The following is a 23715-nucleotide window of genomic DNA, read 5'->3' as shown; positions in this document are numbered from 1 at the left end:
GGGACGGAGCCGGAAACGGGTTCTCGACATCGCCGTACGAGATTCTTTCGGCGGCACCGGCCGGGGTCACCTCCACCGCGCCGCGGCCGTCCCTCCCGCAGCGGGCGGCCGCCGCGCCGCGTGGGTCACCGCAAGGACCGCCATCACCAGGGCGAGGAGGGCGTACCCGGTGATGAGGGCGATCCGGATCCAGTTGGTGTCCATGTACTGGGTGTACGAAGGATGCAGGGTGCCGTCCGCCCGCCATGTCGATCCGGCCGCGCGGACCTCCTCGGCCCAGCTGCCCCACATGGAGATCCGGGTGAGGAAGACGGCCAGCTGCATGGCCAGGCTGAGCCCGGTCATCCACAGCGGCACCCCTCGGGGGCGCAGGAACAGCAGCGCCACGACGCACACCACGCCGCTGACGCCCACGGGGATGACCGTGAGGTCCGACAGGGTTTCGTAGCCGCTGTCGTACCCCGGCATTTCGGCCTGGTCGATGTAGGCGAGTCCCCGGTGGTGCATGTGCGTCATCAGGCTCAGGCCCGCGCCCGCGGCGCCGAGCGCCGACAGCAGCAGCAGGAGCGGGACGGCGAGTCGTTCCCTCGGCTTCTTCAGCATGCGGCCAGCATCGCCGCGGCGGGCGGGGCACGTCGTCAGCGTGGCGTGGAGATGCGCCCTACGCGTCAGGACGTACGCGGAGCAGTCCGCTGCGGTAGGCGAACACGACGAGCTGGGCGCGGTCGCGGGCGTCGAGCTTCGTCATGGCCCGGCTGACGTGGGTGCGTACGGTCGCGGGGCTCACGACGAACTCCCGCGCGATCTCGTCGTTGGACAGGCCCTCGGCGATCCGCACGACCACTTCCCGCTCACGGCCGGTCAGCGCCGCCATCCGCTCCGGTACCGGCTCGGCGCGCGCGGGGCGGGACGCGAACTCGGCGATCACCCGGCGCGTGACCCCCGGCGACAGCAGCGCGTCGCCCGCGGCGACCACGCGTACGGCGTTGAGCAGCTCCGCCGGGTGTGTGTGCTTCACCAGGAACCCCGAGGCTCCGGCGCGCAGCGCCTCGAAGACGTACGCGTCGGCGTCGAAGGTGGTGAGGATCAGCACGCGTACGCCCGAGAGCCGTTCGTCGGCCGCGATCCTCGCCGTCGCCGCGATCCCGTCCACCCCCGGCATCCGGATGTCCATCAGCACGACGTCCGGGACCGTCTCGCCCACGACCGCGAGCGCGGAGGCTCCGTCGTCCGCCTCGCCGACCACCGTGATGTCCGGCGCCGTGTCCAGCAGGGCCCGGAACCCCGCCCGGACCAGCGTCTGGTCGTCGGCGACCACCACCCGGATCATCCGTGGACCCCCGCGAGCGGCGCGGGCCAGTGCGCCGCGACCCGGAAGCCGCCCGTCTCGCGGGGGCCGGCGGTGAGCGTGCCGCCGGTGGCCCTGGCCCGCTCCCGCATGCCCGCGATGCCGACCCCCGGCCCCGGCCCTGCCCCGGGGGCCCCGGCAGCGCGGCCGCCGGAACCGCTGTCGCTGACGGACAGGCGGAGCCCGCCCGCACCGTCGTGGCCCACCTGCACCTCGGCGCGGGTCGCGCCGGCGTGGCGCGCCACGTTCGTGAGCGATTCCTGAACGATCCGGTACACCGCCACGTCCACCGGTGCGGGCACCGGTTCCGAGTCCAGCGCGAGCACCAGGGCCACGTCGATGCCCGCAGCCTTCATCGACACGGCCAGGGCGGGCAGGTCCGCCACTCCCGGCACGGGGTGCAGGGGCGGCCCCCCGGAATCCTCGCCGTCGCGCAGCAGCCGCACCATCGCGGCCAGCTCGTCGAGGACCGTCCCGCTGACCGCACGGACCGTCTCCAGCGCCGCCTTCGCCCGCTCGGGATGACTGTCGATCACATGTCCGGCGAGTCCTGCCTGAACACTGATCGTGGCCATCGCGTGCGCGACCCCGTCGTGCAGGTCCCGTGCGATGCGCAGCCGTTCCTCCACCACCTGCCGGCGCTGCTCCCGGTCGCGGGCATCGGCCCTCGCCTTCGTACGCTCCCGCCGCGCCCGGACCGCGTCTGCGGCCAGCACCGCGGCGGCCATCCAGCCGAGGAACAGCAGGTCCACCGCCCCGGGTCCGCCGTCCACCACGGCGCTCGCAGCGACCAGCAGCCCCGCCATGCCCGCCGCCCAGCCGTACGCCACGGGCCGCGGCCGGGCCAGTCCGAGCGCGTACAGCGCGACCACACCGGTCACGAGCACCGGCCCCTGCGGGTAGTCCGCCGCCACGTATCCGCCCAGCGCACCGGTCACCACGCCGACGGCGGCCACCGGGAACCGGAACGCCGCCCCGGCGGCCGCGCACGCCACCAGCACCGCCAGGTACGCCCACCCGTCGACGAGCCGGTCGCCGGCACCGGCTGCGATGTGCGCCGTCCCGACCGCGGCGGCTGCCGTTCCCAGCAGCCACAGTCCACCGCGGGCTGCCCACAGGACAGGTCCGCCCCGCGCCGCCACCGCCATCGCGCCTCCCCGCGCCGGTCGTTCCCTCGCCGGTCGTGCAGTCGCCCGTCGTTCCCTCTCCGGCAGGCTCGCACACGAGCACGGCGCCCGAGCCCTCGTACGGGTCCGGGGAAGGGCGGTGTGACGGGGAGCACAGGGAACGTTCTCCCGCCCCGCCTCCTCCTTCGGGTGTCGGTTCCGTCAACACCTCTGGGAGTAGCCGTGGTTGATCCTGTGCGCCGCCGACGGGCCGGGCGGGCGCTGGCCGCCCTGTTCGCCGTCGACGGACTCGCCCATCTGTACTGGGCCTTCGGGCCGACCTGGCCCGCGCCCGACGAGCGTGCGCTGTCGCTGGCCGTCCTGGGCGGGGAGGTGTCGTTCGCGCCGCGCGTGGTGCTGCCCCTGGCGGTGCTCGGGCTGGCCACCTCGGCGGCCCTGCTGGCCCGCGGCCACGGCCGCGGCGGGCGGTTCACCGCCGTCGCGGCCTGGACGGTGACCGCCGGGCTGCTGGCGCGCGGGCTGCTCGGCCTGGCCTGGGTGTTCGGTGCCGGTGACGGGGCGGCCGGGCCGGTCTTCTTCTGGCTGAACCTGCTGCTGTACACGCCGTTGTGCCTCGCTTCCGGGTGGATCGGCGCCGTCGGCCTGCTGGGGCGGGTCCCGCGCCGGCTGCTGGCACTGCCCCTCGTACTCGTGTCGCTGGCGGCCGCAACGGCGTACGGGTACGAGCCGCCGGAGCAGAAGGGCTACGCCGCCCCGGCCGGCTCCCGGTTCGTGGAGACCCCCGTGGCCCGCTTCCACTACGTGCGCAAGGGCTCCGGCGGCTCGCCCGTCGTGCTGCTGTCCCCCGGCGCGTCCTGGACGTTCGCCTGGCGCGAGCAGGCCGCGGCGCTGTCCCGGAACCACACCGTGTACGTCGTCGACCTGCCCGGCCAGGGCTTCACCGAGCTCCGCGACCGGTCCCTGACCTGGGACCTGGACGGTATGACGAAGGCCGTCGGCAGCTTCCTGGACGCCGTGGGCGTCGAGCGGGCCGCGCTGGCCGGGAACTCCTGGAGCGGCGGATGGGCACTGGCCTACGCGCAGCGGTACCCGGAGCGGGTGACGCGGCTCGCCCTGCTGGCTCCCTCCGGGCTGGACGAGCGGGACCCCGCCGCCTGGGAGGCAATGAAACTCCCCCTGGTGGGCGAGCTGTCGACCGGTCTCGGTACGGGCCGCAGCGCCGCCGAGTCCTCCGTGCGCGGCCTGTTCGCGAACCGGGACAGGGTGACGGACGAGATCGTGGACGCGGCCTGGAAACCGGGCACGCGGGAGGTCAACCGGCGGGCGGTGTACCGGCTGGAGCGCGGCCTGGACTGGCGGGAGACGGAGGCGGCGATGGCGGCGACGCGGCTGCCGGTGCTGGTGCTGTGGGGCCGGCAGGACTCCGTACTGCCCGTGCGGCAGGCGGCCCGGTTCGGGCAACTCCTACCGGACGCAAGGGTGTCGGTCCTGGACGGCTGTGGTCACGCACTGACCCTGGACTGCCCGGACCAGGTGAACGCGGCGATGGGAGAGTTCCTCCATGACCGCTGACCCCGTGGCCCTCGCCAGAGCAGCGCGGGGCGGGAACACCCTGGCCCTGCACGAACTGCTCGACCACCTCACCCCGTACGTCTCCCGGATCTGCACGTCCATCGCGCTCGACGACGGCCCGGACGCGACGCAGGAGGCCCTGCTCGCCGTGTTCCGCTCGCTGCGGTCGCTGAAGGACCCGCAGGCCCTGTACGGGTGGGTGCGGGCGATCGCGGTCCGGGAGGCCGTACGGACCGCCCGGCGCGCGGCGCGGGCCCGCCCCGCCGAGCTCGCCGACGTGCCCGCGAAGGGCGATCCGCAGCTGGCCGCGGACATCGAGGACGTCCTCGCCCGGCTCTCCCCCGAACACCGGGCCGTGCTCGTCCTGCGGGACGTGGAAGGCCTCGACGAGGAGAGCGCGGCAGCGGTCCTCGGCGTCCCGGCCGGCACCGCCAAGTCCCGTCTCCACCGGGCCCGTACGAGCTTCCGAAAGGCGTGGTCCGCATGATCGACACGGTGCAGAGACTGCACACCATGGCGGCCGGGGTGCGCGGGGCACGCATCGCCGAAGAGGTCCTGTCCGCGCCCTTCGAGGAGGTCTGGCCGGTCATGGCCGCCCTGGACTTCCTCCCCGACCTCGAGCGGATCCGCATCGTCCGCGCGGACGGGGACCGCATCGAGGCCCTGGCGCGCAGCGCGTACGGCTTCCGGGCCCGTCTGCGCGGCTACCGCCGCCCGGGCTGGTGCTGGCTGCAGAGCCGGTTCCTGATCGTCGGCGTGGCGGCGGCGCCGGAGCCGGAGGGCGGTACGCGCATCGCCCTCACCGGCGGTGTCCGCATCCCCACCCGCGCGGCGGTCGTCCCCTTCGGCACGGCAAGGGAGTTGGACCGCGCGGCGCGGCGGCTGGCGGACCGGGTGCGCTCCACGGAGGGGTGAGGGGCGTGGGCAGCCTCACCGGGCCGTCGAATATTCCGTGTCGTGGCGGTGGCCGGACGTGCAGACTCGCCGCATGGCGAACATGTGCGCGTTCCGGGACGAGGTCGGCCGCTGGGCGGCCGGTGGCTGCGGCGAACCGGCGAACGATCTGGCAGTGCGGCTGGGGCTGCGGACGGCGGTCCTGCTGGAGGGGCCGAGCGACCTCGCGGCCGTCGAGACGCTGGCTGCACGGCGCGGCCGGGACCTTGCCGGCGAGGGGGTGTGCGTCGTGGCGATGGGCGGGGCGATGAACGTCGGCCGTTACGCCGGTCTCCTCGGGCCACCCGGGCTCGGTCTGCGCCTGAAGGGACTGTGCGACGAGCGCGAGCAGCGCTTCTACGGCCTCGGACTGCAGCGCGCCGGGGCGCCGCACGGGGGCTTCTTCGTGTGCGCGGCGGACCTGGAGGACGAACTCGTCCGGGCGCTGGGCACGGCGCGGGTCGAGGAGATCATCCGGGCGGAGGGGGACCTCCGGGCGTGGGAGACCTTCCTGCGCCAGCCCGCACAGCACGGTCGGCCACGGGAGCGGCAGCTCAGGCGCTTCCTCGGCACGAAGAAGGGCCGCAAGATCCGCTATGGCCGTCTCCTGGTCGAGGCCCTCGACCCCGGACGGGTTCCGGCCCCGCTCGACGGTCTCTTCGCGAGCCTGTGACCGGCGCGGGAGACTGTCCGCACAGCCCCCCGCGCTTCGTCCCGCCGGTTCAGCCCACCAGCGGGTTGATCTTGAGCGTGGCGTGGCCCGTCACGACGCGGTGGTCGGTGCAGGGCCGGCTGGTTCCGTCGATGGCCTTGCCCAGGGAGTCGACCTCGCGGCAGTCCGGGATCTCCTTGGCGTCAGCGGAGTAGGCGGAGGACGCGAGCTGGTCCGAGCGGACGAAGATCATGTCCAGCTTCCGCCCGTCCCCGCAAGGAGGTTCGTTCCCCTCGGTGGTGACGGCGGTCCACTCGCCGTAGCCGAGGCACCTCGAGTCGGTGTCGTCGAGTTCGCGGTGCACGCCCCTGTTGTCCTGGTTCTTGCTGTCCGGGACGTTGAGCGCCTTGTCGTAGAACTGGTCGAGGCGGCCGTAGTCGGGCTGGGCGTTGAAGTCGCCGGCCACCATGTAGGTCTTGTCCTTGGCGGCGAAGCCGTCCAGGAGGGTCTTGAGCTCGATCAGCTGCCGGTACCCGAACGGCTCCTCCGTCGTGGACACCGGCGTGATGTGCACCGAGCAGAACTTCATGTTCGGGTAGGCGACCAGCGGTGCGCAGAGCAGGCCGCTCTTCACCGGCTGCGGGGCATCGTCAGGGGACTTGTAGGTGAGGCCGCTCTCCTGCGCGAACTCGTGGTACTCGGCCTTGCCCAGCTCGTACCGGCTGAAGAGGGCCTTGCCGAACGCCTCTCCCTGGCAGATCTGCTTGCCCGCGGCGTCGCGGCTGCCCGCCGGGATCGCCTCCTGGAAGCGGGCGTAGCTCTTGTTCTCGGGGTTCCAGTCGACCAGTGCCGACCGGACCTTCTGGTACTGGCCGTAACACATCTCGTTGAAGGACACGAAGTCCACGTTGTTCTCGGGCCGCTCGATGGAGCCGACCGCCTCGGCCACCAGTCCGTTGTCGGTGGAGCCCTTGTTCATCTTGTGGCCCGACACGTTCCAGGTCCACGCGGTGAACGTCACGGCCTCCGGCCCCACCGCCACGGCCGTCGCACTCGGAGCGGAGGCGACGAGCGCCGCGACCGCCACCGCCACGGCCGCCAAAGGCTTCTTCATGTAAATCCCCCCATAACCCGCAGCAAGGTCCCCCTGCTGCACGAAGGATCACCTTAAGCGGCAGCCGCACGTCTCCTTGCCGCTTCACGAGTTGAACTGCGCCGGAGGGCCGGGGGAACCGAAACTCCTGACGAAAGGGTAGTGCGATGGATAAATGCGACAGGATTTCAACGTTGCCATTCCGTTAAGGGTTTACTTCTTGACGGTCCTCATATCGGCCAGTTGACTGCCTCTACCTCGCCGCAAGGACACGGCCTGGTCAGAGAGGTGCATCGTGAACAGACGCCTGGGCCGTGCCGCCGCCGTGCCGGCTGCCGCCGCCGTACTCGCCGTATCGCTCGCCGGCTGCGGCAGCGGGGATCAGGGCGGTGCCGGGGCGGGAGGGGCCGCCAAGGGCGGTGCGATCAAGGTCGGGCTGCTGCTGCCGGAGAACGGGGCCGTGCGCTACGAGAAGTTCGACAAGCCGCTGATCGAGAAGTGGGTCGCCCACCACACCTTCCGCAAGGGGCAGGTCCTCTACGCCAACGCCGGGCAGGACGCCGCCGCTCAGAACAGCCAGGTCGATGCGATGATCGCCAAGAAGGTGGACGTCCTGATCATCGACGCGGTCGACTCCAAGGCGATCGCCGGCGCCGTCAGGAAGGCCAAGGAGGCAGGCATCCCCGTAGTGGCGTACGACCGCCTCGCGGAGGGGCCCATCGACGCGTACACCTCGCACGACAGCGTGGACGTCGGCATGGTCCAGGGCCAGGCGCTGCTGAAGGCACTGGGCGGCAAGGCCAAGAGCGGTGTGGTCGTCATGATGAACGGCTCGGAGTCCGATCCGAACGCCGAGCTGTTCAAGTCCGGTGCGCACTCCGTCCTCGACGGGAAGGTGAGCATCGGCAAGGAGTACGACACCGCCGACTGGAAGCCCGAGGCGGCCCGCGCGAACATGAAGTCCGCGCTGTCGGCGCTCGGTTCGAGCCGGATCGCCGGCGTGTACTCCGCCAACGACGGCCTGGCGGGCGGCATCATCAGCGCGCTCAAGAACGCCGGTGTGACCGACCTGCCGCCGGTCACCGGCCAGGACGCGGAACTCGCCGCCGTACAGCGGATCGTCGAGGGCGATCAGTACATGACCGTGTACAAGAAGTACGAGCCCGAGGCCGCGGTCGCCGCGGAAATGGCCGTCGCCCTCGCGAAGGGCGAGCGGATCGACCTGCTCGTCAACCAGACGGTCAACAGCCCGACCAACAAGGCCATCCCGGCCATGCTCATCCCCGGTGTCGCACTGAACAGGAGCAACATCAGGCAGACCGTGGTCCTGGACGGTGTCTACACGGTCGAGGAGATCTGCACCGACAGGCTCAAGTCCGCGTGCAGGGAGATAGGCCTCCTGTAGTCGATCCGGGCCCGGCCCCGCGAGCTCTCGCAGGGCCGGGCTCCCGCCGTTCCCGGCCCCAAGGGCTGTCCCGTAACCCCCGGCGGGCGCACGACGCCGGCTACGGCACCTCGCCGCGTTGTCGGAACGTCCGAATACGCCCGGTACGCGGATGCCCCTCCGCCTTGCGATGCACCGCATCCGGCGCCGTGCGCCGATCCACCGGGGGTTACGGGACCGCCCTTAGTCGGGCGGCTCCTGCGCGGGGGCGTTGCCGGGGCCCGTGGGTTCGCCCGGGCCTTCCCGCTCCTCGCCGGGCTCCGGTGCGGGCGGCTCCGTTGCGGGCGGGTCCGGGGCCTTCGGACCGGTGGGCGGAAGGTCGGGCGTGACGGCGTCGGGGTCCTCAGGGACGGGCCTGGGGGCGCCGGCGTCCGGGGTGCTGGTCATCGCTCTCCTCCTCCGGCGCGCGGCGGGGTGCAGCGCCTGTGCCGTACCGGCCGCCTACCCGGCTGTCCCCGGGCGATGCGCCCGGGCAGGAAACCGGCGGCCCCTGCGGGTGCGGGGCGCCGTGGTGCGCAGCCCCACGCCATCGAACACGCGCACGAATCGATGTGCGGGTCCCGGTGGGATGTGCCAGCTTGGAGCGAGTGGGGGCCACTTCCCCGAAAGGGTGAAATCTATGAATCGCCTTCTTTCCACTGCAGTCAGCACTGTCTCCGCACTGGTGCTCGCCGCCGGCGGCGCCTCCGCCGCCCTGGCCGCGGGGCCCACGGACGACCCGTCTGCAGCCGCCGCGGATCTCTGCAGCGACCTGGGTGAACTCAAGGCGGACAACGCCAAGTTGGGTGCCCTGGACCCGGCCACGGCCACCAAGGACCAGATCAGCGAGGCGTACACGGACGTCCAGGACGACTGGAAGGACGTGGCGGAGTCCACGGCGACCTGGAACACGGCGCGCAAGGATGCCGTGAAGAAGGCCACCGATGACCTGAAGAGCGCCTACGAGGACCTGCCGGGCGACACCACCGGCCAGGACGCGGTCACCGCGCTGACGCCGCACACCGAGACCCTCGACACCGCCGTCACCGCGGCCCACACCGACCTGGACTGCAGCAACTACTGAGTTGCCGCGTTTCCGGCCCCCGCCCTTGATCGTTGACGTGGCCGACGAGCGGTCTCCGGAACAGGGAGCGGGTGGCCGGAATGCCATTGGGGCGCAGGACGATCCTCCGGGCGGCGGCAGCGGGGGCGGTGGGGGCGCCGCCCCGGGACGGCCACCGCCCCGGCGTCGGCTGCCGGGGCGGTGGGCCGTCCCGGGTCCTGGCCCGGGAGGGCCGGCCGGGGACACCGTTCGGCTGCGGTTGACCGCGGCCACCAACGGCGCGGCCACCGCCGTCGGCGAGCGGGTGGTCGCCGAGGTCCAGGCCTCCCTGGCCTCCCCGCTCGGCGGCGGCGGGCTGCCGGGCATGCCCACCTGGTCGCCGGACGGCCGGTACCTGGCGCTCTGCGACCGCAACCGGCTCAACCAGCGGTTCCGCGAGGGCTACAACCTGATCCGCGTCGTCGACACCACCACCGGCGCGGCCCGGCTGCACGCCCTGGCCCCGCACGTCTCGCTGTCCGACCGGTACGCCTCCGGCCCGGTGTGGTCGCCGGACGGTCGGCACCTGGCCTGCGTCGCGGAGTCGGCGCTGTGGCTGCTGCCGGTCGGCCCGGACGGCACCCCGGCCGGACCTGCCCGCCGGATCACCGACGAACCCGCCGAACACCCCTCCTGGGCCGCGGACTCCCGGACCCTGCTCTACCAGTGCGGTGCCCGGCTGCGGCTGCTGCGCCTCACCGCGGACGGTTCGCCGGACGGCGCCGCCCGGACCGTGCCGGCGGCCCTGGACCACCGGCGGCCCGAACCGGTGGACACGCTGGTGCGCGCCGGGCGGTTCTGGGACGGCACCGGCGCCCCGCCGCGCACCGAGGTGGACGTCCTGATCCGCGACGGGCGGATCGCGTCCGTGGAACCTCGCCGCGCGGGCGGGCGGCGGCACCGGGCCGGGCGGACGGTGGACGTCTCGGAGGGCACCGTCCTGCCCGGTCTCTGGGACGCACACGTACACCCGTACTGCAACACGTACGGCGCGCGGCAGGGCGTCACCGCCCTCGCCTACGGGATCACCACGACGGTCTCCCTCGGCGGCTCCGCCCAGGAACAGGCCCGGCTCCGGCAGGACGTCCTGGCCGGACGGCTCGCCGCACCGCGGATGCTGACCTGCGGGGAGCACCTGGACGGCAACCGGGTCGCGTACACGATGAGCCGGGCCCACCGCACGCGGGAGGGGATGGCCCGCTCGCTCGCCCGCGCGGCCGAGCTGGACTGGGACGTCCTCAAGACGTACGTACGGGCGCCGGGCTGGATGATGGCGGAGGCGGCCCGGTTCGCACACGAGCGGCTGGGGGTGCCGGCCGGGTCCCACCTGTGTGCCGCGGGGATCTCCACGGGGCAGGACCTCACCACGCATCTGGTGGCCACCGAGCGCGCCGAGGCCGGGCACGGCGCCACCTCGCAGGGGTACGCGTACCAGGACAGCGTGGAGCTCTACACCCGCGGCCGGTTCCATCTGATCGCCACGCCGTTCACCGCGCTCCCGCTGCTCGGCGAGGATCCGGGGGCCGCCGAGGACGCGCGGGTGACGGCGCTGATGCCGCCGTGGGACGTGGCCGCCGTACGCGCGGCGGCGGCCCGCCCCCCGACCGCGGACCAGCTGCTGGCGCTGGAGCGGGAGATGGCGGTCTACCGGCGGATCCTGGCAGGCGGCGGGCTGGTGGCGCTGGGCACGGACGCGCCGCTGGTCCCGGTCGGGCTCCATCTGCACCTGGCCCTGCGGGCGCTGCACCGGTACGGGCTCGGCCCTGCCGAGGCACTGGCCACCGCGACCCGGATCCCGGCGCGGGTGTTCGGGGTCGGGGACCGGCTGGGCACCGTCGAGCCGGGCCGGATCGCCGACCTGACGGTGGTCGACGGGGACCCGTTCACGGACTTCGCCGAGCTGATCCGGGTACGGGCGGCGGTCCGCGGCGGCACGGTCCACGAACGGGCCCGTCTGATCGGCGGGTTCACCGGTGGCAGTGGCGCTGCTGCCGCGCCGGAGCCGGAGGGCGGCTGGCGTGCCGTCACCCGCCGACTGCTCCGGGACGGCTGCTGCGGCGGCGCGGACGGGTGGGACGTCCCGGGGCTGTAGGGCCCGCCCGGTCCGCATCACGACATGTGGCATCCGCTCCCGCTTGCCACAATGGCCCCATGGCCGGTGCAGGGCCCCCGAGCGGGGGCCGTTACGGAGAACGGGTCTTCCGTCCCGAGGCCCGGGGCGAGGACGACCGGATCGACCTCGGGGCCCTCGCCTACGACGAGACGACCATGGCCCGGCTCCGGCAGCTGGGCGCGGGGCCGGGCTGGACCTGCCTGGAGGTGGGCGCGGGTACGGGCACGGTGGCGCGGCGGCTGCTCGGCGAGGCGGGTGTGGCGCAGGTCCTCGCCGTGGACCGGGACGTGCGGTTCCTCGCGGCACACCCTGTGCCGGGACTGACGGCGCTCCAGGCGGACATCACGTCCGAGGACTTCTCCCCCGGGCTGTTCCGGCTGGTCCACGCCCGGTTCGTGCTCATGCACCTGCCCTCCGCGCCGCAGACGGTCTCCCGGCTCGCCGGGCTGCTCGCCCCGGGCGGGGTGCTGGTGGTCAGCGACGCGGTCGACCTGACCACGGACTCGGCGCCCGCGACTCCGTACACGCGCGCCGTGCGGGCCATGTGGCAGGGGCTGCGCGACAGCATCGGGACCGACGTCTCGCAGGTGCCCCACCGGACCGAGCTGCTGCGGGCGGCCGGGCTGGAGGCGGTGGCGGCCGAGATCCACGTACCGCCGCTCCTTCCGGGGAGCCCGATCAGCCGGTTCTGGGCGGACACCTGGGACCGGGCGCGGGCGGCCATGGTGGCGACGGGGCTGATCGACGACGCCGGGATCGACGAGGCCGTGCGCTACCTGGACTCCCCGCGGTGCACCGGACTGTCGCCGGGCATGCTCACGGCCTGGGGCTGGAGGCCCGGGGACGCCCCCTCCCCGTGACGCCCTGTGCGGGAGGAAGGCGCGGATGAGCGACTCCGCCGGCACCCGAGGACCACGAGGCCGCCGGGCCCTGGACGTCGTGCGGACCGAAGGCCCCGCAGCGGCCCGCATCGTGGTCACCGTCGCCGTCGCCTGGCAGGTCGCGCTGTGGCTGGGAGCCGACCAGCCGCCGGTCTTCGCGGCGATCGTCCCGCTGGTGGCCCTGCGCGGCGATCCGATGACGGCCCTGGGCACGTCGCTGCAGCGGGCCCTGGGCGTGGTCGCGGGGGTGCTGATCGGGCTCGCCGTCCTGAACGTGCTGCGCCCCTCGACCGCCGCCCTGGCGCTGGTGGTGGCCCTGGGCCTGGGCGTCGGCATGGTCCTGCGGGCCGGCGGAGGGCTGAACATCCAGGTCGCGGCGTCGTCGCTGCTGGTCTTCGCCAGCACCTCGCCCGATGCCTACGCACTGCACCGCGTGTGGGAGACCGTCGCGGGAGCGGCCGTGACGATCCTGCTCGCCCCGCTGCTGTGGCCGCCGGCCCCCCACCGGGTACTGGCGGCCATCGCCGACGACTGCCGTGTGCACCTGGCCCGGGCCCTCAACGGCACCGCGGCGGCCCTCGGCGCCGGGGCGGCTGCCGCCCGCGACAACCTCGCTCTGGTCAACGCCCACGCCGAAGCCGTACACGCGAGCGCCGCGCGTGCCAGGGAAGCCGAGCGAGGCATGAGGTTCAACCCGCTGCGCCGCCGTCACCGCGACGCCGTACGGCTGCGGGCCGGGCGCATCGACACCGCCGACCGGCTCGCCCCACACGTGGTGACCCTGGCGAGGGAGGTCGCCGCACTGACCGGCAGGGAAGACCTCGCCGCAGACCTCGCGGGGGCCCGGAGCCGGCTCCCCGAACTGGCCGCGCTCACCTCGGGGGCCATCGCCGACACCCTTTCCGGCGAGGATCCCCGGCCTGCCGTTGCCACCGCCCGGAACTGCCTGGCCGCCTACGTCCGCGCAGATTCCCGGCCCCTCGCCGTCGCCCTCCGCCGGCCCTTCCAGCAGGTCCTGGACGACCTCGCGCCGGTCGGCGCGTCCGGCCCGCCGGCCGGCTCCGACGGCTGACCCGGGCACGCGCGGCCGGAGCCGCCGTCAGCGTGTCAGGACGTGCTCCAGTGGAATCTCCCGCCGCCGACCCACCGGACCTCGTCCGGGTCGTCCATGTCGTGGATCGTGATTCCGGAGGCCGCTGCGGTCAGGACCACGTCCGTCATGGACCGGGCAGTGCCGACGACCTCGCCGTCGATCTCGACGATGCGGAACGGCGGGTCACCCGGGTACACGCCGAGTACGGTGACCCGCGCCCCGGAGACGTACGGACTCGCGCTTTCGGTCATGCACAAACGCCTCCACTTCGCGGCCCGTCCGCCGCGTTCTTTTCGAGGATACGCGCGGAGTTCCCCTCCGCACGCCCGGAAAACAGCGAATAAGGGATTCGGACGTCGGCTGCCCGTTATGCGGAAGTGCTCCGCGTGTTCTCGTGGCAGTGCGGTCCGTCGTGCGCGACCATACGGACGCCGACACACGCTCGGCCACCGGCGTCGTTCGAAAGAGACAGCGTCAAGAGAAGCAGCCAGCAGGTGGAAACACCGCGACAGGAAGAAGGACGGACGTGTCCGGCAGCGAAAGCGAGAACCCGGCAATCCCCTCCCCGGCCCCCACGTCTACCCGCCCCAGGACGAACCGGGACTGGTGGCCTGATCAGCTGGATCTTCAGGTCCTCCACCAGCACTCGCCCCGGTCCAATCCGCTGGGTGAGGACTACAGCTACGCCGAAGAGTTCGCGACCCTCGACGTCGACGCGCTGAAGCGGGACGTCTTCGAGGTGATGACGAATTCGCAGGAATGGTGGCCTGCCGATTACGGCCACTACGGGCCGCTCTTCATCCGGATGAGCTGGCACGCCGCCGGAACGTACCGCATCGCCGACGGCCGGGGCGGCGGCGGCTCCGGCGCCCAGCGCTTCGCCCCGCTCAACAGCTGGCCGGACAATGCGAGCCTGGACAAGGCACGCCGTTTGCTCTGGCCGGTCAAGCAGAAGTACGGCCGGAAGATCTCCTGGGCCGACCTCCTGGTCTTCACCGGCAACTGCGCCATGGAATCAATGGGCTTCAAGACATTCGGGTTCGGCTTCGGCCGGGAGGACATCTGGGAACCCGAGGAAATCTTCTGGGGATCGGAGGACACCTGGCTCGGAGACGAGCGCTACAGCGGTGACAGGGAACTCTCCGGTCCTTTCGGCGCCGTGCAGATGGGGCTGATCTACGTCAATCCCGAAGGGCCCAACGGAAACCCGGATCCCCTGGCGGCCGCCAGGGACATTCGCGAGACGTTCGGCCGTATGGCGATGAACGACGAGGAGACGGTCGCGCTCATCATCGGCGGCCACACCTTCGGGAAATGCCACGGCGCGGTCGATCCCGAGTACATCGGCCCGGAACCGGAAGCCGGGCCGATCGAGCAGCAGGGCCTCGGCTGGACGAATTCGTACGGCAGCGGCAAGGGCGTCGACACGCTCACCAGCGGGCTGGAGGGCGCATGGACCTCCGAACCGACGAAGTGGGACAACGGCTACCTGGACAACTTGTTCCGGTACGACTGGGAGCTGACGACGAGCCCGGCCGGTGCGAAGCAGTGGACCCCCACGGACCCCTCCGCCCAGGGCACCGTGCCCGACGCCCATGACCCGTCGAAGCGGCACGCCCCCATGATGCTGACGACGGACCTCGCGCTGAAGCTGGATCCGGTCTACGCGCCGATCTCCAAGGGCTTCCACGAGAACCCGGCCAGGCTCGCGGACGCGTTCGCCAAGGCCTGGTACAAGCTGCTGCACCGCGACATGGGCCCCCTCTCCCGGTACCTCGGCCCGTGGGTTCCCGAGCCGCAGCTGTGGCAGGACCCCGTCCCCGCGGTCGACCACGAGCTGGTCGGGGCGGCGGAGATCGCCGACCTCAAGGCCAGGATCCTCTCCTCGGGGCTGTCCGTCCCGCAGCTGGTCACCACCGCATGGGCGTCGGCGGCGAGCTTCCGCGGCACCGACAAGCGCGGCGGGGCCAACGGCGCCCGGATCCGGCTCGCGCCGCAGAAGGACTGGGAGATCAACGCCCTGCCCGAGGTGGCCGAGGCGCTGCGGACCCTCGACGGGATCCGGGAGGACTTCAACGGCTCGCAGGCCGGCGGGAAGAAGGTCTCGCTCGCCGACCTGATCGTCCTGGGCGGGTGCGCGGCGGTCGAGCGGGCCGCGAAGAGCGCCGGGCACGACGTCACGGTCCCGTTCGCGCCGGGGCGCACGGACGCTTCGCAGGAGCAGACCGACGTGGAGACGTTCGCCGTGCTCGAACCGACGGCGGACGGGTTCCGCAACTACCTCCGGCCGGGAGAGAAGCTGTCGCCGGAGACCCTCCTGCTGGACCGCGCCAGCATGCTCACGCTGACCGCACCGGAGATGACGGTTCTGGTCGGTGGCATGCGGGCCCTGAACACCGGCTTCGGCGGGTCCCCGCACGGCGTCTTCACCCACCGGCCGGAGAAGTTGACCAACGACTTCTTCGTCAACCTGCTCGACATGGGTACGGAGTGGAAGGCGTCGGCCGCGGCCGAGAACGTCTTCGAAGGCCGCGATCGCGCCACGGGCGAGGTCAAGTGGACCGCCACCGCCGTCGACCTCGTCTTCGGTTCGCACTCCCAGCTGCGGGCCGTTGCGGAGGTCTACGCGGCCCAGGACGCGGGAGGGAAGTTCGTGCGTGATTTCGTGGCGGCGTGGGACAAGGTGATGAACCTCGACCGTTTCGACCTGGCCTGAGCCCGGTGTCCCGGTCGGCCCGTCATCGGCCGGCCGGGACGGTCACGTGGACGGTCGGTGGTTGTCGGGATGGCGGAGGCAGGAGGCGACGACCACCAGGGGCCACATCGACTGGATGAAGGTCACGAGGCGTTCGGCCACACCAGCGGCTCCGTGACTGTGCATTTCGATCAGGAACCAGCCCGCACCGACGCCCATGAAGGCGGTCGCCGCGACGGACGGAACGGGCCGCAGTCCCCACGGGGCGCCCATCCTGCGGTCGGCAGCCAGCACCGGCCACACCGCGAGGAGGGCGAAGCCGACCGCGACGGCTGCGCCGTGGCGCAGGGACCCGCCGCTGCTCGGCACCGGGAGCAGCGCCACCGCCAGCGCCGCAACCCCGCCGCCGCCCAGCGCCACGCGTCCGGCGAGCGCGGCTGCGCGCAGTCCCCAGGCGGTGAGCAGGTGGCAGGCGCCCAGCGCGACGAACGCTCCGGTCATCACCCCGAAGCCCGCAGCTCCGTAGGCCGCAAGGACGCTGATCGTCTGAGTGGCGGGATCGTAGCCGGGCCCTTCCAGTTGTGCCGCGATCGTCCAGCCGCCGACCAGCAGGACAGGGGCACACCCCGACGACAGCATGGCCCACCTGGGAACAGGTCGCATCGGACCACCGTAGGGCCGCCCGGTCACGGCTCCGCCCGCGCACGCGGGCAGAGCAACCCGTTTGGGCCTGCCCCGACGCATCGATCGGGCGGGCGGACGGCCGGGGCCGGGCGTGGCGACGCTCCCGGCGCGGGCGGCGGGCCACCATGGAGGAGGAAGGAGATCCGCCATGCCCGCACAGGGATCTGCAAAGCAGCCCACCACCGAACTCGACGCCCGCTACAGCTCCGCCCTCCGGCCCCGCCCCGGTGCTGCGGACGTCACCGCCACCGAGTGGGCCGAAGCCCGGCGACTGCTGACGGCCGCCGAGATCTTCTGGGTGTCCACGGTGCGGCCCGACGGCCGGCTGCACGTCACTCCCGTGATCGCCGCCTGGTACGACGGGGTGCTGTACTTCTCCACCGGCAAGGCGGAGCAGAAGGCGAAGAACCTCGCTCACAACGCGCACTGCGCGCTGACCACCGGGGGCAATTCGCTCACCGAAGGGCTCGACCTCGTGCTCGAGGGCAAGGCGGAGCAGGTCACCGATCCCGCGCTGCTGGAGGAGGTGATCACGGCGTACGAGACGCAGTACGGGGCGCACATCACCTCCTCCGAGGGCACCTTCCACGGGATGGGGGACTCGTTCCGGAAGGGGGAGGCGGTGGTCTTCGCGGTGGCTCCGGCCAGCGCGTACGGCTTCGGTCGGGACGACGGCGTCTACAGCCACACGCGGTGGACGTTCTGACCGGTGCGGCTCCCGGGTGCCGGGGGTCGACGACCGTGCTCAGCCGGCGCCGGCGCCGAACCACTCGGGCAGGTGCGCGAGCAGATCCTGCTGGTCGTCACCGACCCACGCCACGTGGCCGTCCGGCCGCAGCAGGACCGCGGGTACGTCGAGTTCCGCGCTGACGTCGACGACGTGGTCGACCCGGTCCGCCCAGCCCTCCACCGAGAGCCGACCGGTCCGGTCGAGCAGCAGTCCGCGGCCGCCGTGCATCAGGTCGTACAGGCGCCCCTGCGCCAGCTGCACGTCCCGCAGCCGGCGGCCGAGCAGGTCGTGGCCCTCGCCGAGGTCGTAGCGGACGCCGACCGCGGTGATCATCTCGGTCACGTAGCGGTTCACCTCCTCGAAGTCCATCAGCTTCGAGAACAGCTCGCGCAACGCGGTCGCGCCCGGATCGGATCCCAGCAGCGTGATCTGCGCGCGGGTGTTCTCCAGCACGCGGGCGCCCACCGGGTGCCGTTCGGCGTGGTAGCTGTCCAGCAGCCCTTCCGGCGCCCAGCCGCCCACCTCGGCAGCCAGTTTCCAGCCGAGGTTGAACGCGTCCTGGATGCCGAGGTTGAGCCCCTGCCCGCCGGTCGGCGGGTGGATGTGCGCCGCGTCGCCGGCCAGCAGCACCCGGCCGACCCGGTAGCGCTCGGCCTGCCGGGTGGCGTCGCCGAAGCGGGACAGCCAGCGCGGCGAGTGGGCGCCGAAGTCGGTGCCCGCGAACGCCCGCAGCTGCTGCTTGAACTCCTCGAGGGTCGGCGCGGCCGGACGGTCCTCCGACACTCCGTCGGCGGGGACGACGATGCGGTACGCCCCCTCCCCGAGGGGGGTGGCCCCGAACCGCAGCTGGGTCTTGCGGACTTCCGCGACGACGGCGGCGATCGTCGCCGGATCCCCGGTCAGTTCCATGTCGCCGAGCAGCGTTTCGACCTTCGCGGGCTCGCCGGGGAAGCCGACGCCGATCAGCTTGCGCACCGCACTGCGGCCACCGTCGCACCCGACGAGGTAGCGCGAGCGCAGCTGCGTGCCGTCCGCGAGCTCGACGGTCACCCCGCCCCCGGGCCCGGCCCCGTCCCCTTCTTCGGACTGGCTCAGCCCGACCACTTCGCAGCCGCGCCGGATCTCCGTGCCCAGTTCGAGGGCACGCTCGTTGAGCAGCCGCTCGGTGACCGGCTGCGGCGTGGCGAGGCCGTACGGGTGGGCCGTGTCCAACCGGTCCGGCCACGGCTTGAGGATGCCGCCGAAAAGACCGCCGACCTGGAACTTCTCACTGACCGCGAGGAACCGGTCCAGCAGACCGCGCTGGTCCATCATCTCGACGCTGCGCGCGTGCAGGCCCTGCCCCCGGGACTGGGAGGTCGGCTCGGTCAGCTTCTCCAGCACGACCACGTGCACACCGTGCAGCCGCAACTCGCCGGCCAGCATCAGGCCGGTCGGTCCGCCGCCGGCAACGATCACGTCGATCAACACAACTCCCATGAGTTTCCGCAGGTCCTGGCTTGGAGTGGCGATTCTGCGGCACGACCGGGGTCTTGCCGCAAGACCCCCGGTGCGCCATACCTTGAGAGTGGCAAGGAGTGGGAAGACCTCCTTGCCTTTGTCGTTTCCCCGCGTGGACCAATCAGGTCTGCGGCCGCGCCGACAGCCCTCGGCGCAGGCACTCGGCGAGGCGGATCGCGATGCCGCCGTCCGGGTCCAGGGCGGGGTTGAAGATCGTGACGTCAAGACCGCACGCCCGCTCGTCGGCGAGGGCCGTGCCCAGTACCTGTTCCAGCTCGAGCCAGGTCAGACCGCCCGGGAGCCGGTAGTCGACGGCCGGCATGAGTTCGTCGTCCAGGACGTCCGCGTCGAGGTGGACCCAGTAGCCGGAGGTGTCGCCGTCGGTGAGCAGGCGGACCGCCCGGCGGGCGGCCCCGGCGGCCCCGGCCGCGCGGACGGCGGCGAGGTCCATCGCGTGCAGGAGCGGCGGCAGCTGCTGCATCCCGGCCTCGGCGGACTCGGCGGAGTCCCGGAAGCCGAAGGCGACGACGTCCTCGTCCCGGAGCAGGGGCCTGCGGCCTTCGAGGTCGGTGAGCAGGCGTGGGCCCCGGCCCGTGGCCAGGGCGAGTTCCATCGACGCCACCTGACCGGTCGGCTCGGCCGACGGCTGGTAGAAGTCGGTGTGCCCGTCGAGGAACAGCAGTCCGTGGCGTCCGCGGCGGCGCAGGGCGAGGAGGTTGCCCAGCAGGATGCTGCAGTCACCGCCCAGGACCACGGGAAGGCGACCGGAGTCGAGGACACCGCCCACCGCGTCGGCGAGACGCACGGAGTACTGGGCGATGCCGACCGGGTTGAGGACCCCGGTCTCTGCGTCGCGCCCCGGGTCGTACGCCGGGGCTTCGACCCGGCCGGCCCGTACCAATCCGGGAAGGGCCGACAGGCCGGCGTCGAGCAGCGCCCCCGGCAGGTCCTCGACTCCGGAGGGCCAGAGGCCGAGAGTGGACGGCGCCTCGATGACCGCTGCTTGCTGCACGTCCCACGCCCTTCGCTCACCGCCGGCCGGTCTCCGGTCTCCGGTGGGCACCCGGTCGAACACCTCCACCGTAGGCCCACGCCCCCGTACGCGAAGGCCGGCCGGTGTCAGGTGCGGAAAAAAGTCCGGCGCGGGCGGCAACCTCCGGGCGGGTCGCGCGTCGTGCGGGGTGAAGGGCGCATTTCCGCTCCCTTCACCCGACCCTGGAGATCCACGTGAAGAACCTCAGGCACGTTTGTGGTGCGGCCGTCGCCGCCGGAGTGCTCGCCGCCCTCGCCGCCGCCCCGGCCCAGGCCGACTCCGCCGTCCCGGCGCCCGCCGTCGCGTCGGCCACCCCGGCTCCCGCGCCCGCCACGAGCGTCGAGCCCACCGGGCCGTCCGAGGCAGCCCCCTCGGTCCAGCCCTCCAGCGCGCCGTCCGAGGCACCGTCCGCGGCTCCGTCCGAGGGTCCCCGCGTGGAGGTCCCGGGCGCACCGGCCGCCGAGGGATCCGAGGCGCCGACGCCCGCCCCCGCCGACGGCTCCGCGCCGGAACTCGCGCATACTGGCTCGACCGCGACCACCGCCGCCCTCGGCGCCGGAGCCGCCGTGCTCATCGCCGCCGGCGCCGGATCCCTGTATGCCGTACGGCGGCACCGCGCGCACAACTGACGTGCCCCACCCGAGGAACCCTGTGCTCCACCTCGCCGTACCGCAGCCCGCGCCGCTGTCCGCGCCCGCACCGCACGGCTTCCGCCGTGCGGTGCGGGGCCTGCTGGCCGGGCTGCTGCGCCGCGACCGCCTCGTCCACTCGCGGAACAGGGGTGGTCCGGCCCCGGCCGTGCAGCCGTACGCCGCCGACGGGGACGGCCTGCCCCCCGGCGAGCCGCCTCCCACGGTCAGCGCGCTCTACCACGCGCACCGGCTGCGCATGGTGCGCCTGGCCGTGCTGCTCGTCGACGACCTGGCCACTGCCGAGGACGTCGTGCAGGACGCCTTCACCGCCCTCTACCGGCGCCACGGCGAGCACATCCACGAGGTCGACAACGCCCTGGGCTACCTGCGCACGGCCGTCGTGAACACGTCCCGTTCGGTGCTGCGCCGCCGCCGCACGGCCCGCGCCTGGACCCCGCCGGCCCCGGCGGACGTCCCCTCCGCCGCGGACTACGTCGTCCTGGACGAGGCCCACCGCGAGGTGCTGGCCGCGCTCGGACGGCTGACCCCGCGCCGCCGCCAAGTGCTGGTCCTGCGGTACTGGGCCGACCTCAGCGAGGCCGAGATCGCCACGACCCTCGGCATCAGCCGGGGTGCGGTGAAGTCGAACGCGAGCCGCGCCCTGGACGCGCTGGAGAAGATCCTGGAGGGCCGGGTATGACCCGCGAACACGAGCACGTTCACGACCGGGGTGCAGCAGTGCGGCGGCCCGTCGAGCGGCGGCTGCGCGAGGCCTTCGCGGTACGCGCCGAGAGCGTCACCGTCCGGGACCTGCGTCCCGCGGACCCGCCCGGCCCGCACCTGCGGCGGCTGCCCCTGGAGCGGCTGCGCCGACTGGGCCTGCCGCTGGCGGGACTGGCCACCGCCGCCGCCGTGGCGGCCGGCTACCTGGCCCTCGCCCCCGAGCCGTCGGCGCCGCGGCCCGTACCGCCGGCCGCCCCGCCGGAGATCACCGCACCCGGGCCGGACCCGGCCCCGTCCCGGCGGCGGACCACGCCCACTCCGGCGCCGGCGGAGTCCGCACCCGTACCCCCGGAGGCCTCCGCGGGCCCGTCCGCGGGGCCGACCGCAGGCCCGTCCACGGGCCAGGAGTCCCGGCCGTCGGCCTCACCGCGGGACGGGGTCTCCTCGGAGCCCCTGCCGCCCGCACCACCGCCGTCGGTGGAGCCGACCCCGCGGTCCTGAGTCCGCGACCGCGGCCGGAGCAGCGCGGCGGGGGCTATTCCGCGGGCCGTGCGCACACGGGCGCGTCGCCGTCCTCCGCGCGCGGCCAGTGCCTTCCCTCCAGCGCTTCGGCGCTGCGGTTGAGCCGGACCAGTACGTCCTCCAGCGCCCGGACCTCGTCCGGCGACCAGGTGGCGACCAACCGGGCCAGGCACGAGCGGTTGACCTCGCGGTCGTCGGCGAGCCTGCGCGCGCCCTCCTCGGTGATCCGCAGCTTGCGGGCCATCCCGCCTTCCGGGTCCGCGACCCGCTCGGCCAGGCCGCAGCGCAGCAGGGCCGCCGTCTGCCGGTTCACGGTCGACGCGTCGAGCGCGAAGGCCTCCGCCAGCTGTCCGATGGACATGGGGCCCTGGGTCTCGATCCGGCTGAGCAGCAGGTAGGCGGAACGGTCCAGACGCCCGGGGTCGCGCTCCCGGCGTGCCAACACCTGGTGCCGCGAGAGCAGCATGAGCTCCCGCTCCAGTCTTTCCAGCACCGCGCCTCCCGCTCGTTTCCGGCGCTCCATTATCCCGGGTCCCCGGGCCCTGCGAACCGTGCAGGGCGCAGGCCCGCTCCTCCCCCGCCCGCAATATGCATGATACATATCGTGTGTACTATGCATTTCCCCGTGTCGGCCAGCCCCAGGCCGTTCCCCTCGGCCCCGGACCCGCACTGCCCCCGGGCCCGAGCCTGACCAGGAGGACCCGCATGACCCTCACCACCTCCCCCGCCTCCCGCGCGGCCGAGATCCTGTCCCGGCCGGTCACGCTGAACGGCCTGACCGTCCCCAACCGCATCGTGATGGCACCGATGACGCGCATGTTCTCCCCCGGCGGCGTGCCCGGGGAGGACGTGCAGTCGTACTACGCCAGTCGCGCCGCCGCGGGCGTGGGACTGATCGTCACCGAGGGGACGTACGTCGGCCACGAGTCGGCCGGGCAGAGCGACCGTGTGCCGCGCTTCCACGGGGAAGAGCAGCTGGCCGGGTGGGCGAAGGTCGCCGAGGCCGTTCACGAGGCGGGCGGCACGATCGTGCCGCAGCTGTGGCACATCGGCATGGTGCGCAAGCAGGGCGAAGCGCCGTACCCCGACGCCCCCGCGCTCGGCCCCTCCGGGGTCCGTGTAGACGGCACCGAGGGCACGGGCAAGGCGATGACCCTGCGCGACCTGGACGACGTCATCGGCGCCTTCGCCGAGGCCGCAGCCGCGGCCGAGCGCATCGGCTTCGACGGCGTCGAGCTGCACGGCGCCCACGGCTACCTCCTCGACCAATTCCTGTGGGCGCGGACGAACCGCCGTACCGACGCCTACGGCGGCGACGCGGTGGCCCGTACCACCTTCGCGGCGGAGATCGTGGCTGCGGTCCGCGAGGCCGTCTCCCCCGAATTCCCGGTCATCTTCCGCTACTCGCAGTGGAAGCAGGAGGCCTACGACGCCCGGCTCGCCGAGACCCCGGAGGAGCTGGAGGCGATCCTGGCCCCGCTCGCCGCGGCCGGCGTCGACGCCTTCCACGCCTCCACCCGCCGCTACTGGCTCCCGGAGTTCGAGGGCTCGGACCTGAACCTCGCCGGCTGGACCAAGAAGCTCACCGGCAGGCCCACCATCACCGTCGGCTCGGTCGGCCTCAACGGCGACTTCCTCCGCGCCTTCGCGGGCGAGGGTGCGGCGCTCGGCGACATCGACAACCTCCTCGACCGCCTGGAGCGCGACGAGTTCGACCTGGTCGCCGTGGGCCGCGCCCTGCTGCAGGACCCGCAGTGGGCGGCGAAGGTGCTGGGAAACCGGTTCGACGAGCTGGAGCCGTACGACGCGGCGGCGCTGAGGACGCTGAGCCGGTAACTCCCCGTCCGGGTCGGGCTGCG

Annotated in this window: 24 protein-coding genes and 1 pseudogene; 15 read left to right on the top strand and 10 right to left on the bottom strand. The window is 73.2% G+C overall.

Annotated features, from left to right (window positions below; translation table 11 throughout):
- Positions 1 to 66: 66 nt before the first annotated feature.
- From ACZ7H1_RS20365 to ACZ7H1_RS20355, 3 genes are read right to left on the bottom strand one after another with little or no spacing between them, the layout of a single operon-like run.
- Positions 67 to 603, bottom strand: a complete 537-nt coding sequence (locus ACZ7H1_RS20365) for a hypothetical protein (RefSeq protein ID WP_470788401.1) — start codon at positions 601 to 603, stop codon at positions 67 to 69.
- Between the two features lie 58 nt (positions 604 to 661).
- Positions 662 to 1330 (bottom strand): response regulator transcription factor, encoded by a 669-nt coding sequence (locus ACZ7H1_RS20360; RefSeq protein WP_470788399.1) that lies wholly within the window; start codon positions 1328 to 1330, stop codon positions 662 to 664.
- Positions 1327 to 2496 carry a sensor histidine kinase gene (locus ACZ7H1_RS20355; RefSeq protein WP_470788397.1) on the bottom strand — a complete coding sequence of 390 codons (1170 nt, stop codon included), beginning with the start codon at positions 2494 to 2496 and terminating at the stop codon, positions 1327 to 1329. Before ACZ7H1_RS20355 ends, ACZ7H1_RS20360 begins: the two co-directional genes overlap by 4 nt.
- A gap of 201 nt (positions 2497 to 2697) precedes the next feature.
- Here ACZ7H1_RS20355 and ACZ7H1_RS20350 point away from each other — a divergent pair, with 201 nt between their 5' ends.
- The 4 genes from ACZ7H1_RS20350 (at position 2698) to ACZ7H1_RS20335 (ending at position 5653) form a co-directional block, all read left to right on the top strand.
- Complete coding sequence (locus ACZ7H1_RS20350) at positions 2698 to 4047, top strand: alpha/beta fold hydrolase (protein ID WP_470788396.1); 1350 nt, start codon at positions 2698 to 2700, stop codon at positions 4045 to 4047.
- Positions 4037 to 4534 carry an RNA polymerase sigma factor gene (locus tag ACZ7H1_RS20345; protein ID WP_470788394.1) on the top strand — a complete coding sequence of 166 codons (498 nt, stop codon included), beginning with the start codon at positions 4037 to 4039 and terminating at the stop codon, positions 4532 to 4534. The genes ACZ7H1_RS20350 and ACZ7H1_RS20345 overlap by 11 nt, the downstream gene beginning before the upstream one ends.
- Positions 4531 to 4962: a hypothetical protein gene (locus ACZ7H1_RS20340; RefSeq protein WP_470788392.1), complete on the top strand. Its 432-nt coding sequence runs from the start codon at positions 4531 to 4533 to the stop codon at positions 4960 to 4962. Before ACZ7H1_RS20345 ends, ACZ7H1_RS20340 begins: the two co-directional genes overlap by 4 nt.
- Positions 4963 to 5035: 73 nt before the next feature.
- Complete coding sequence (locus tag ACZ7H1_RS20335; protein ID WP_470788391.1) at positions 5036 to 5653, top strand: TOPRIM nucleotidyl transferase/hydrolase domain-containing protein; 618 nt, start codon at positions 5036 to 5038, stop codon at positions 5651 to 5653.
- 49 nt (positions 5654 to 5702) lie between these two features.
- Here the strand turns inward: ACZ7H1_RS20335 and ACZ7H1_RS20330 are convergent, their stop codons facing one another.
- On the bottom strand, positions 5703 to 6746 hold the full coding sequence (locus ACZ7H1_RS20330; RefSeq protein ID WP_470788389.1) for an endonuclease/exonuclease/phosphatase family protein: 1044 nt from the start codon (positions 6744 to 6746) through the stop codon (positions 5703 to 5705).
- Between the two features lie 274 nt (positions 6747 to 7020).
- Here ACZ7H1_RS20330 and ACZ7H1_RS20325 point away from each other — a divergent pair, with 274 nt between their 5' ends.
- Positions 7021 to 8130, top strand: coding sequence for a sugar ABC transporter substrate-binding protein (locus tag ACZ7H1_RS20325; protein ID WP_470788387.1), 1110 nt, complete (start codon positions 7021 to 7023; stop codon positions 8128 to 8130).
- A gap of 222 nt (positions 8131 to 8352) precedes the next feature.
- Here the strand turns inward: ACZ7H1_RS20325 and ACZ7H1_RS20320 are convergent, their stop codons facing one another.
- Positions 8353 to 8556 carry a hypothetical protein gene (locus ACZ7H1_RS20320; protein ID WP_470788386.1) on the bottom strand — a complete coding sequence of 68 codons (204 nt, stop codon included), beginning with the start codon at positions 8554 to 8556 and terminating at the stop codon, positions 8353 to 8355.
- Positions 8557 to 8788: 232 nt separating this feature from the next.
- On the opposite strand from ACZ7H1_RS20320, the gene ACZ7H1_RS20315 reads away from it, so the two are divergent.
- The 4 genes and pseudogenes from ACZ7H1_RS20315 (at position 8789) to ACZ7H1_RS20300 (ending at position 13316) form a co-directional block, all read left to right on the top strand.
- Positions 8789 to 9232 (top strand): hypothetical protein, encoded by a 444-nt coding sequence (locus tag ACZ7H1_RS20315; RefSeq protein WP_470788384.1) that lies wholly within the window; start codon positions 8789 to 8791, stop codon positions 9230 to 9232.
- Positions 9233 to 9539: 307 nt separating this feature from the next.
- Positions 9540 to 11342 (top strand): annotated as a pseudogene (locus ACZ7H1_RS20310) (amidohydrolase family protein); the annotation flags it as partial.
- Positions 11343 to 11401: 59 nt separating this feature from the next.
- Entirely contained in the window at positions 11402 to 12223 is an 822-nt protein-coding gene (locus tag ACZ7H1_RS20305) for a class I SAM-dependent methyltransferase (protein WP_470788382.1), read from the top strand.
- Positions 12224 to 12248: 25 nt separating this feature from the next.
- On the top strand, positions 12249 to 13316 hold the full coding sequence (locus ACZ7H1_RS20300) for an FUSC family protein (RefSeq protein WP_470788380.1): 1068 nt from the start codon (positions 12249 to 12251) through the stop codon (positions 13314 to 13316).
- A 35-nt stretch (positions 13317 to 13351) separates the two neighbouring features.
- Here the strand turns inward: ACZ7H1_RS20300 and ACZ7H1_RS20295 are convergent, their stop codons facing one another.
- Positions 13352 to 13588 (bottom strand): hypothetical protein, encoded by a 237-nt coding sequence (locus tag ACZ7H1_RS20295; protein ID WP_470788378.1) that lies wholly within the window; start codon positions 13586 to 13588, stop codon positions 13352 to 13354.
- 275 nt (positions 13589 to 13863) lie between these two features.
- Here ACZ7H1_RS20295 and katG point away from each other — a divergent pair, with 275 nt between their 5' ends.
- On the top strand, positions 13864 to 16053 hold the full coding sequence (gene katG, locus ACZ7H1_RS20290) for a catalase/peroxidase HPI (RefSeq protein ID WP_470788377.1): 2190 nt from the start codon (positions 13864 to 13866) through the stop codon (positions 16051 to 16053).
- A 42-nt stretch (positions 16054 to 16095) separates the two neighbouring features.
- On the opposite strand, the gene ACZ7H1_RS20285 is transcribed toward katG, so the two are convergent.
- On the bottom strand, positions 16096 to 16695 hold the full coding sequence (locus ACZ7H1_RS20285; protein ID WP_470788376.1) for a DUF998 domain-containing protein: 600 nt from the start codon (positions 16693 to 16695) through the stop codon (positions 16096 to 16098).
- Between the two features lie 169 nt (positions 16696 to 16864).
- On the opposite strand from ACZ7H1_RS20285, the gene ACZ7H1_RS20280 reads away from it, so the two are divergent.
- A complete protein-coding gene (locus tag ACZ7H1_RS20280; protein WP_470788374.1) occupies positions 16865 to 17422 on the top strand; it encodes a pyridoxamine 5'-phosphate oxidase family protein in 558 nt (185 codons plus the stop codon).
- A gap of 39 nt (positions 17423 to 17461) precedes the next feature.
- Here ACZ7H1_RS20280 and rox read toward each other — a convergent pair whose 3' ends face one another.
- Both rox and ACZ7H1_RS20270 read right to left on the bottom strand, forming a co-directional pair.
- On the bottom strand, positions 17462 to 18913 hold the full coding sequence (rox, locus tag ACZ7H1_RS20275; protein WP_470788463.1) for a rifampin monooxygenase: 1452 nt from the start codon (positions 18911 to 18913) through the stop codon (positions 17462 to 17464).
- A gap of 154 nt (positions 18914 to 19067) precedes the next feature.
- Complete coding sequence (locus ACZ7H1_RS20270) at positions 19068 to 19958, bottom strand: arginase family protein (RefSeq protein WP_470788373.1); 891 nt, start codon at positions 19956 to 19958, stop codon at positions 19068 to 19070.
- A 260-nt stretch (positions 19959 to 20218) separates the two neighbouring features.
- Between ACZ7H1_RS20270 and ACZ7H1_RS20265 the strand changes: the two genes are divergently transcribed.
- The 3 genes from ACZ7H1_RS20265 to ACZ7H1_RS20255 are packed head-to-tail and all read left to right on the top strand — an operon-like array spanning position 20219 to position 21835.
- Complete coding sequence (locus tag ACZ7H1_RS20265; protein ID WP_470788371.1) at positions 20219 to 20608, top strand: LPXTG cell wall anchor domain-containing protein; 390 nt, start codon at positions 20219 to 20221, stop codon at positions 20606 to 20608.
- Between the two features lie 22 nt (positions 20609 to 20630).
- Positions 20631 to 21311 carry an RNA polymerase sigma factor gene (locus ACZ7H1_RS20260; protein ID WP_470788369.1) on the top strand — a complete coding sequence of 227 codons (681 nt, stop codon included), beginning with the start codon at positions 20631 to 20633 and terminating at the stop codon, positions 21309 to 21311.
- Complete coding sequence (locus tag ACZ7H1_RS20255; protein ID WP_470788368.1) at positions 21308 to 21835, top strand: hypothetical protein; 528 nt, start codon at positions 21308 to 21310, stop codon at positions 21833 to 21835. Before ACZ7H1_RS20260 ends, ACZ7H1_RS20255 begins: the two co-directional genes overlap by 4 nt.
- A gap of 34 nt (positions 21836 to 21869) precedes the next feature.
- Here ACZ7H1_RS20255 and ACZ7H1_RS20250 read toward each other — a convergent pair whose 3' ends face one another.
- Positions 21870 to 22379: a MarR family winged helix-turn-helix transcriptional regulator gene (locus ACZ7H1_RS20250; RefSeq protein WP_470788366.1), complete on the bottom strand. Its 510-nt coding sequence runs from the start codon at positions 22377 to 22379 to the stop codon at positions 21870 to 21872.
- A 182-nt stretch (positions 22380 to 22561) separates the two neighbouring features.
- On the opposite strand from ACZ7H1_RS20250, the gene ACZ7H1_RS20245 reads away from it, so the two are divergent.
- Positions 22562 to 23692, top strand: coding sequence for an NADH:flavin oxidoreductase (locus ACZ7H1_RS20245; RefSeq protein ID WP_470788364.1), 1131 nt, complete (start codon positions 22562 to 22564; stop codon positions 23690 to 23692).
- The last annotated feature ends 23 nt before the right edge of the window (positions 23693 to 23715 follow it).

The organism is Streptomyces sp. NPDC037401 (assembly GCF_055602345.1).
This window is presented reverse-complemented; position numbering and strand designations above follow the sequence as displayed.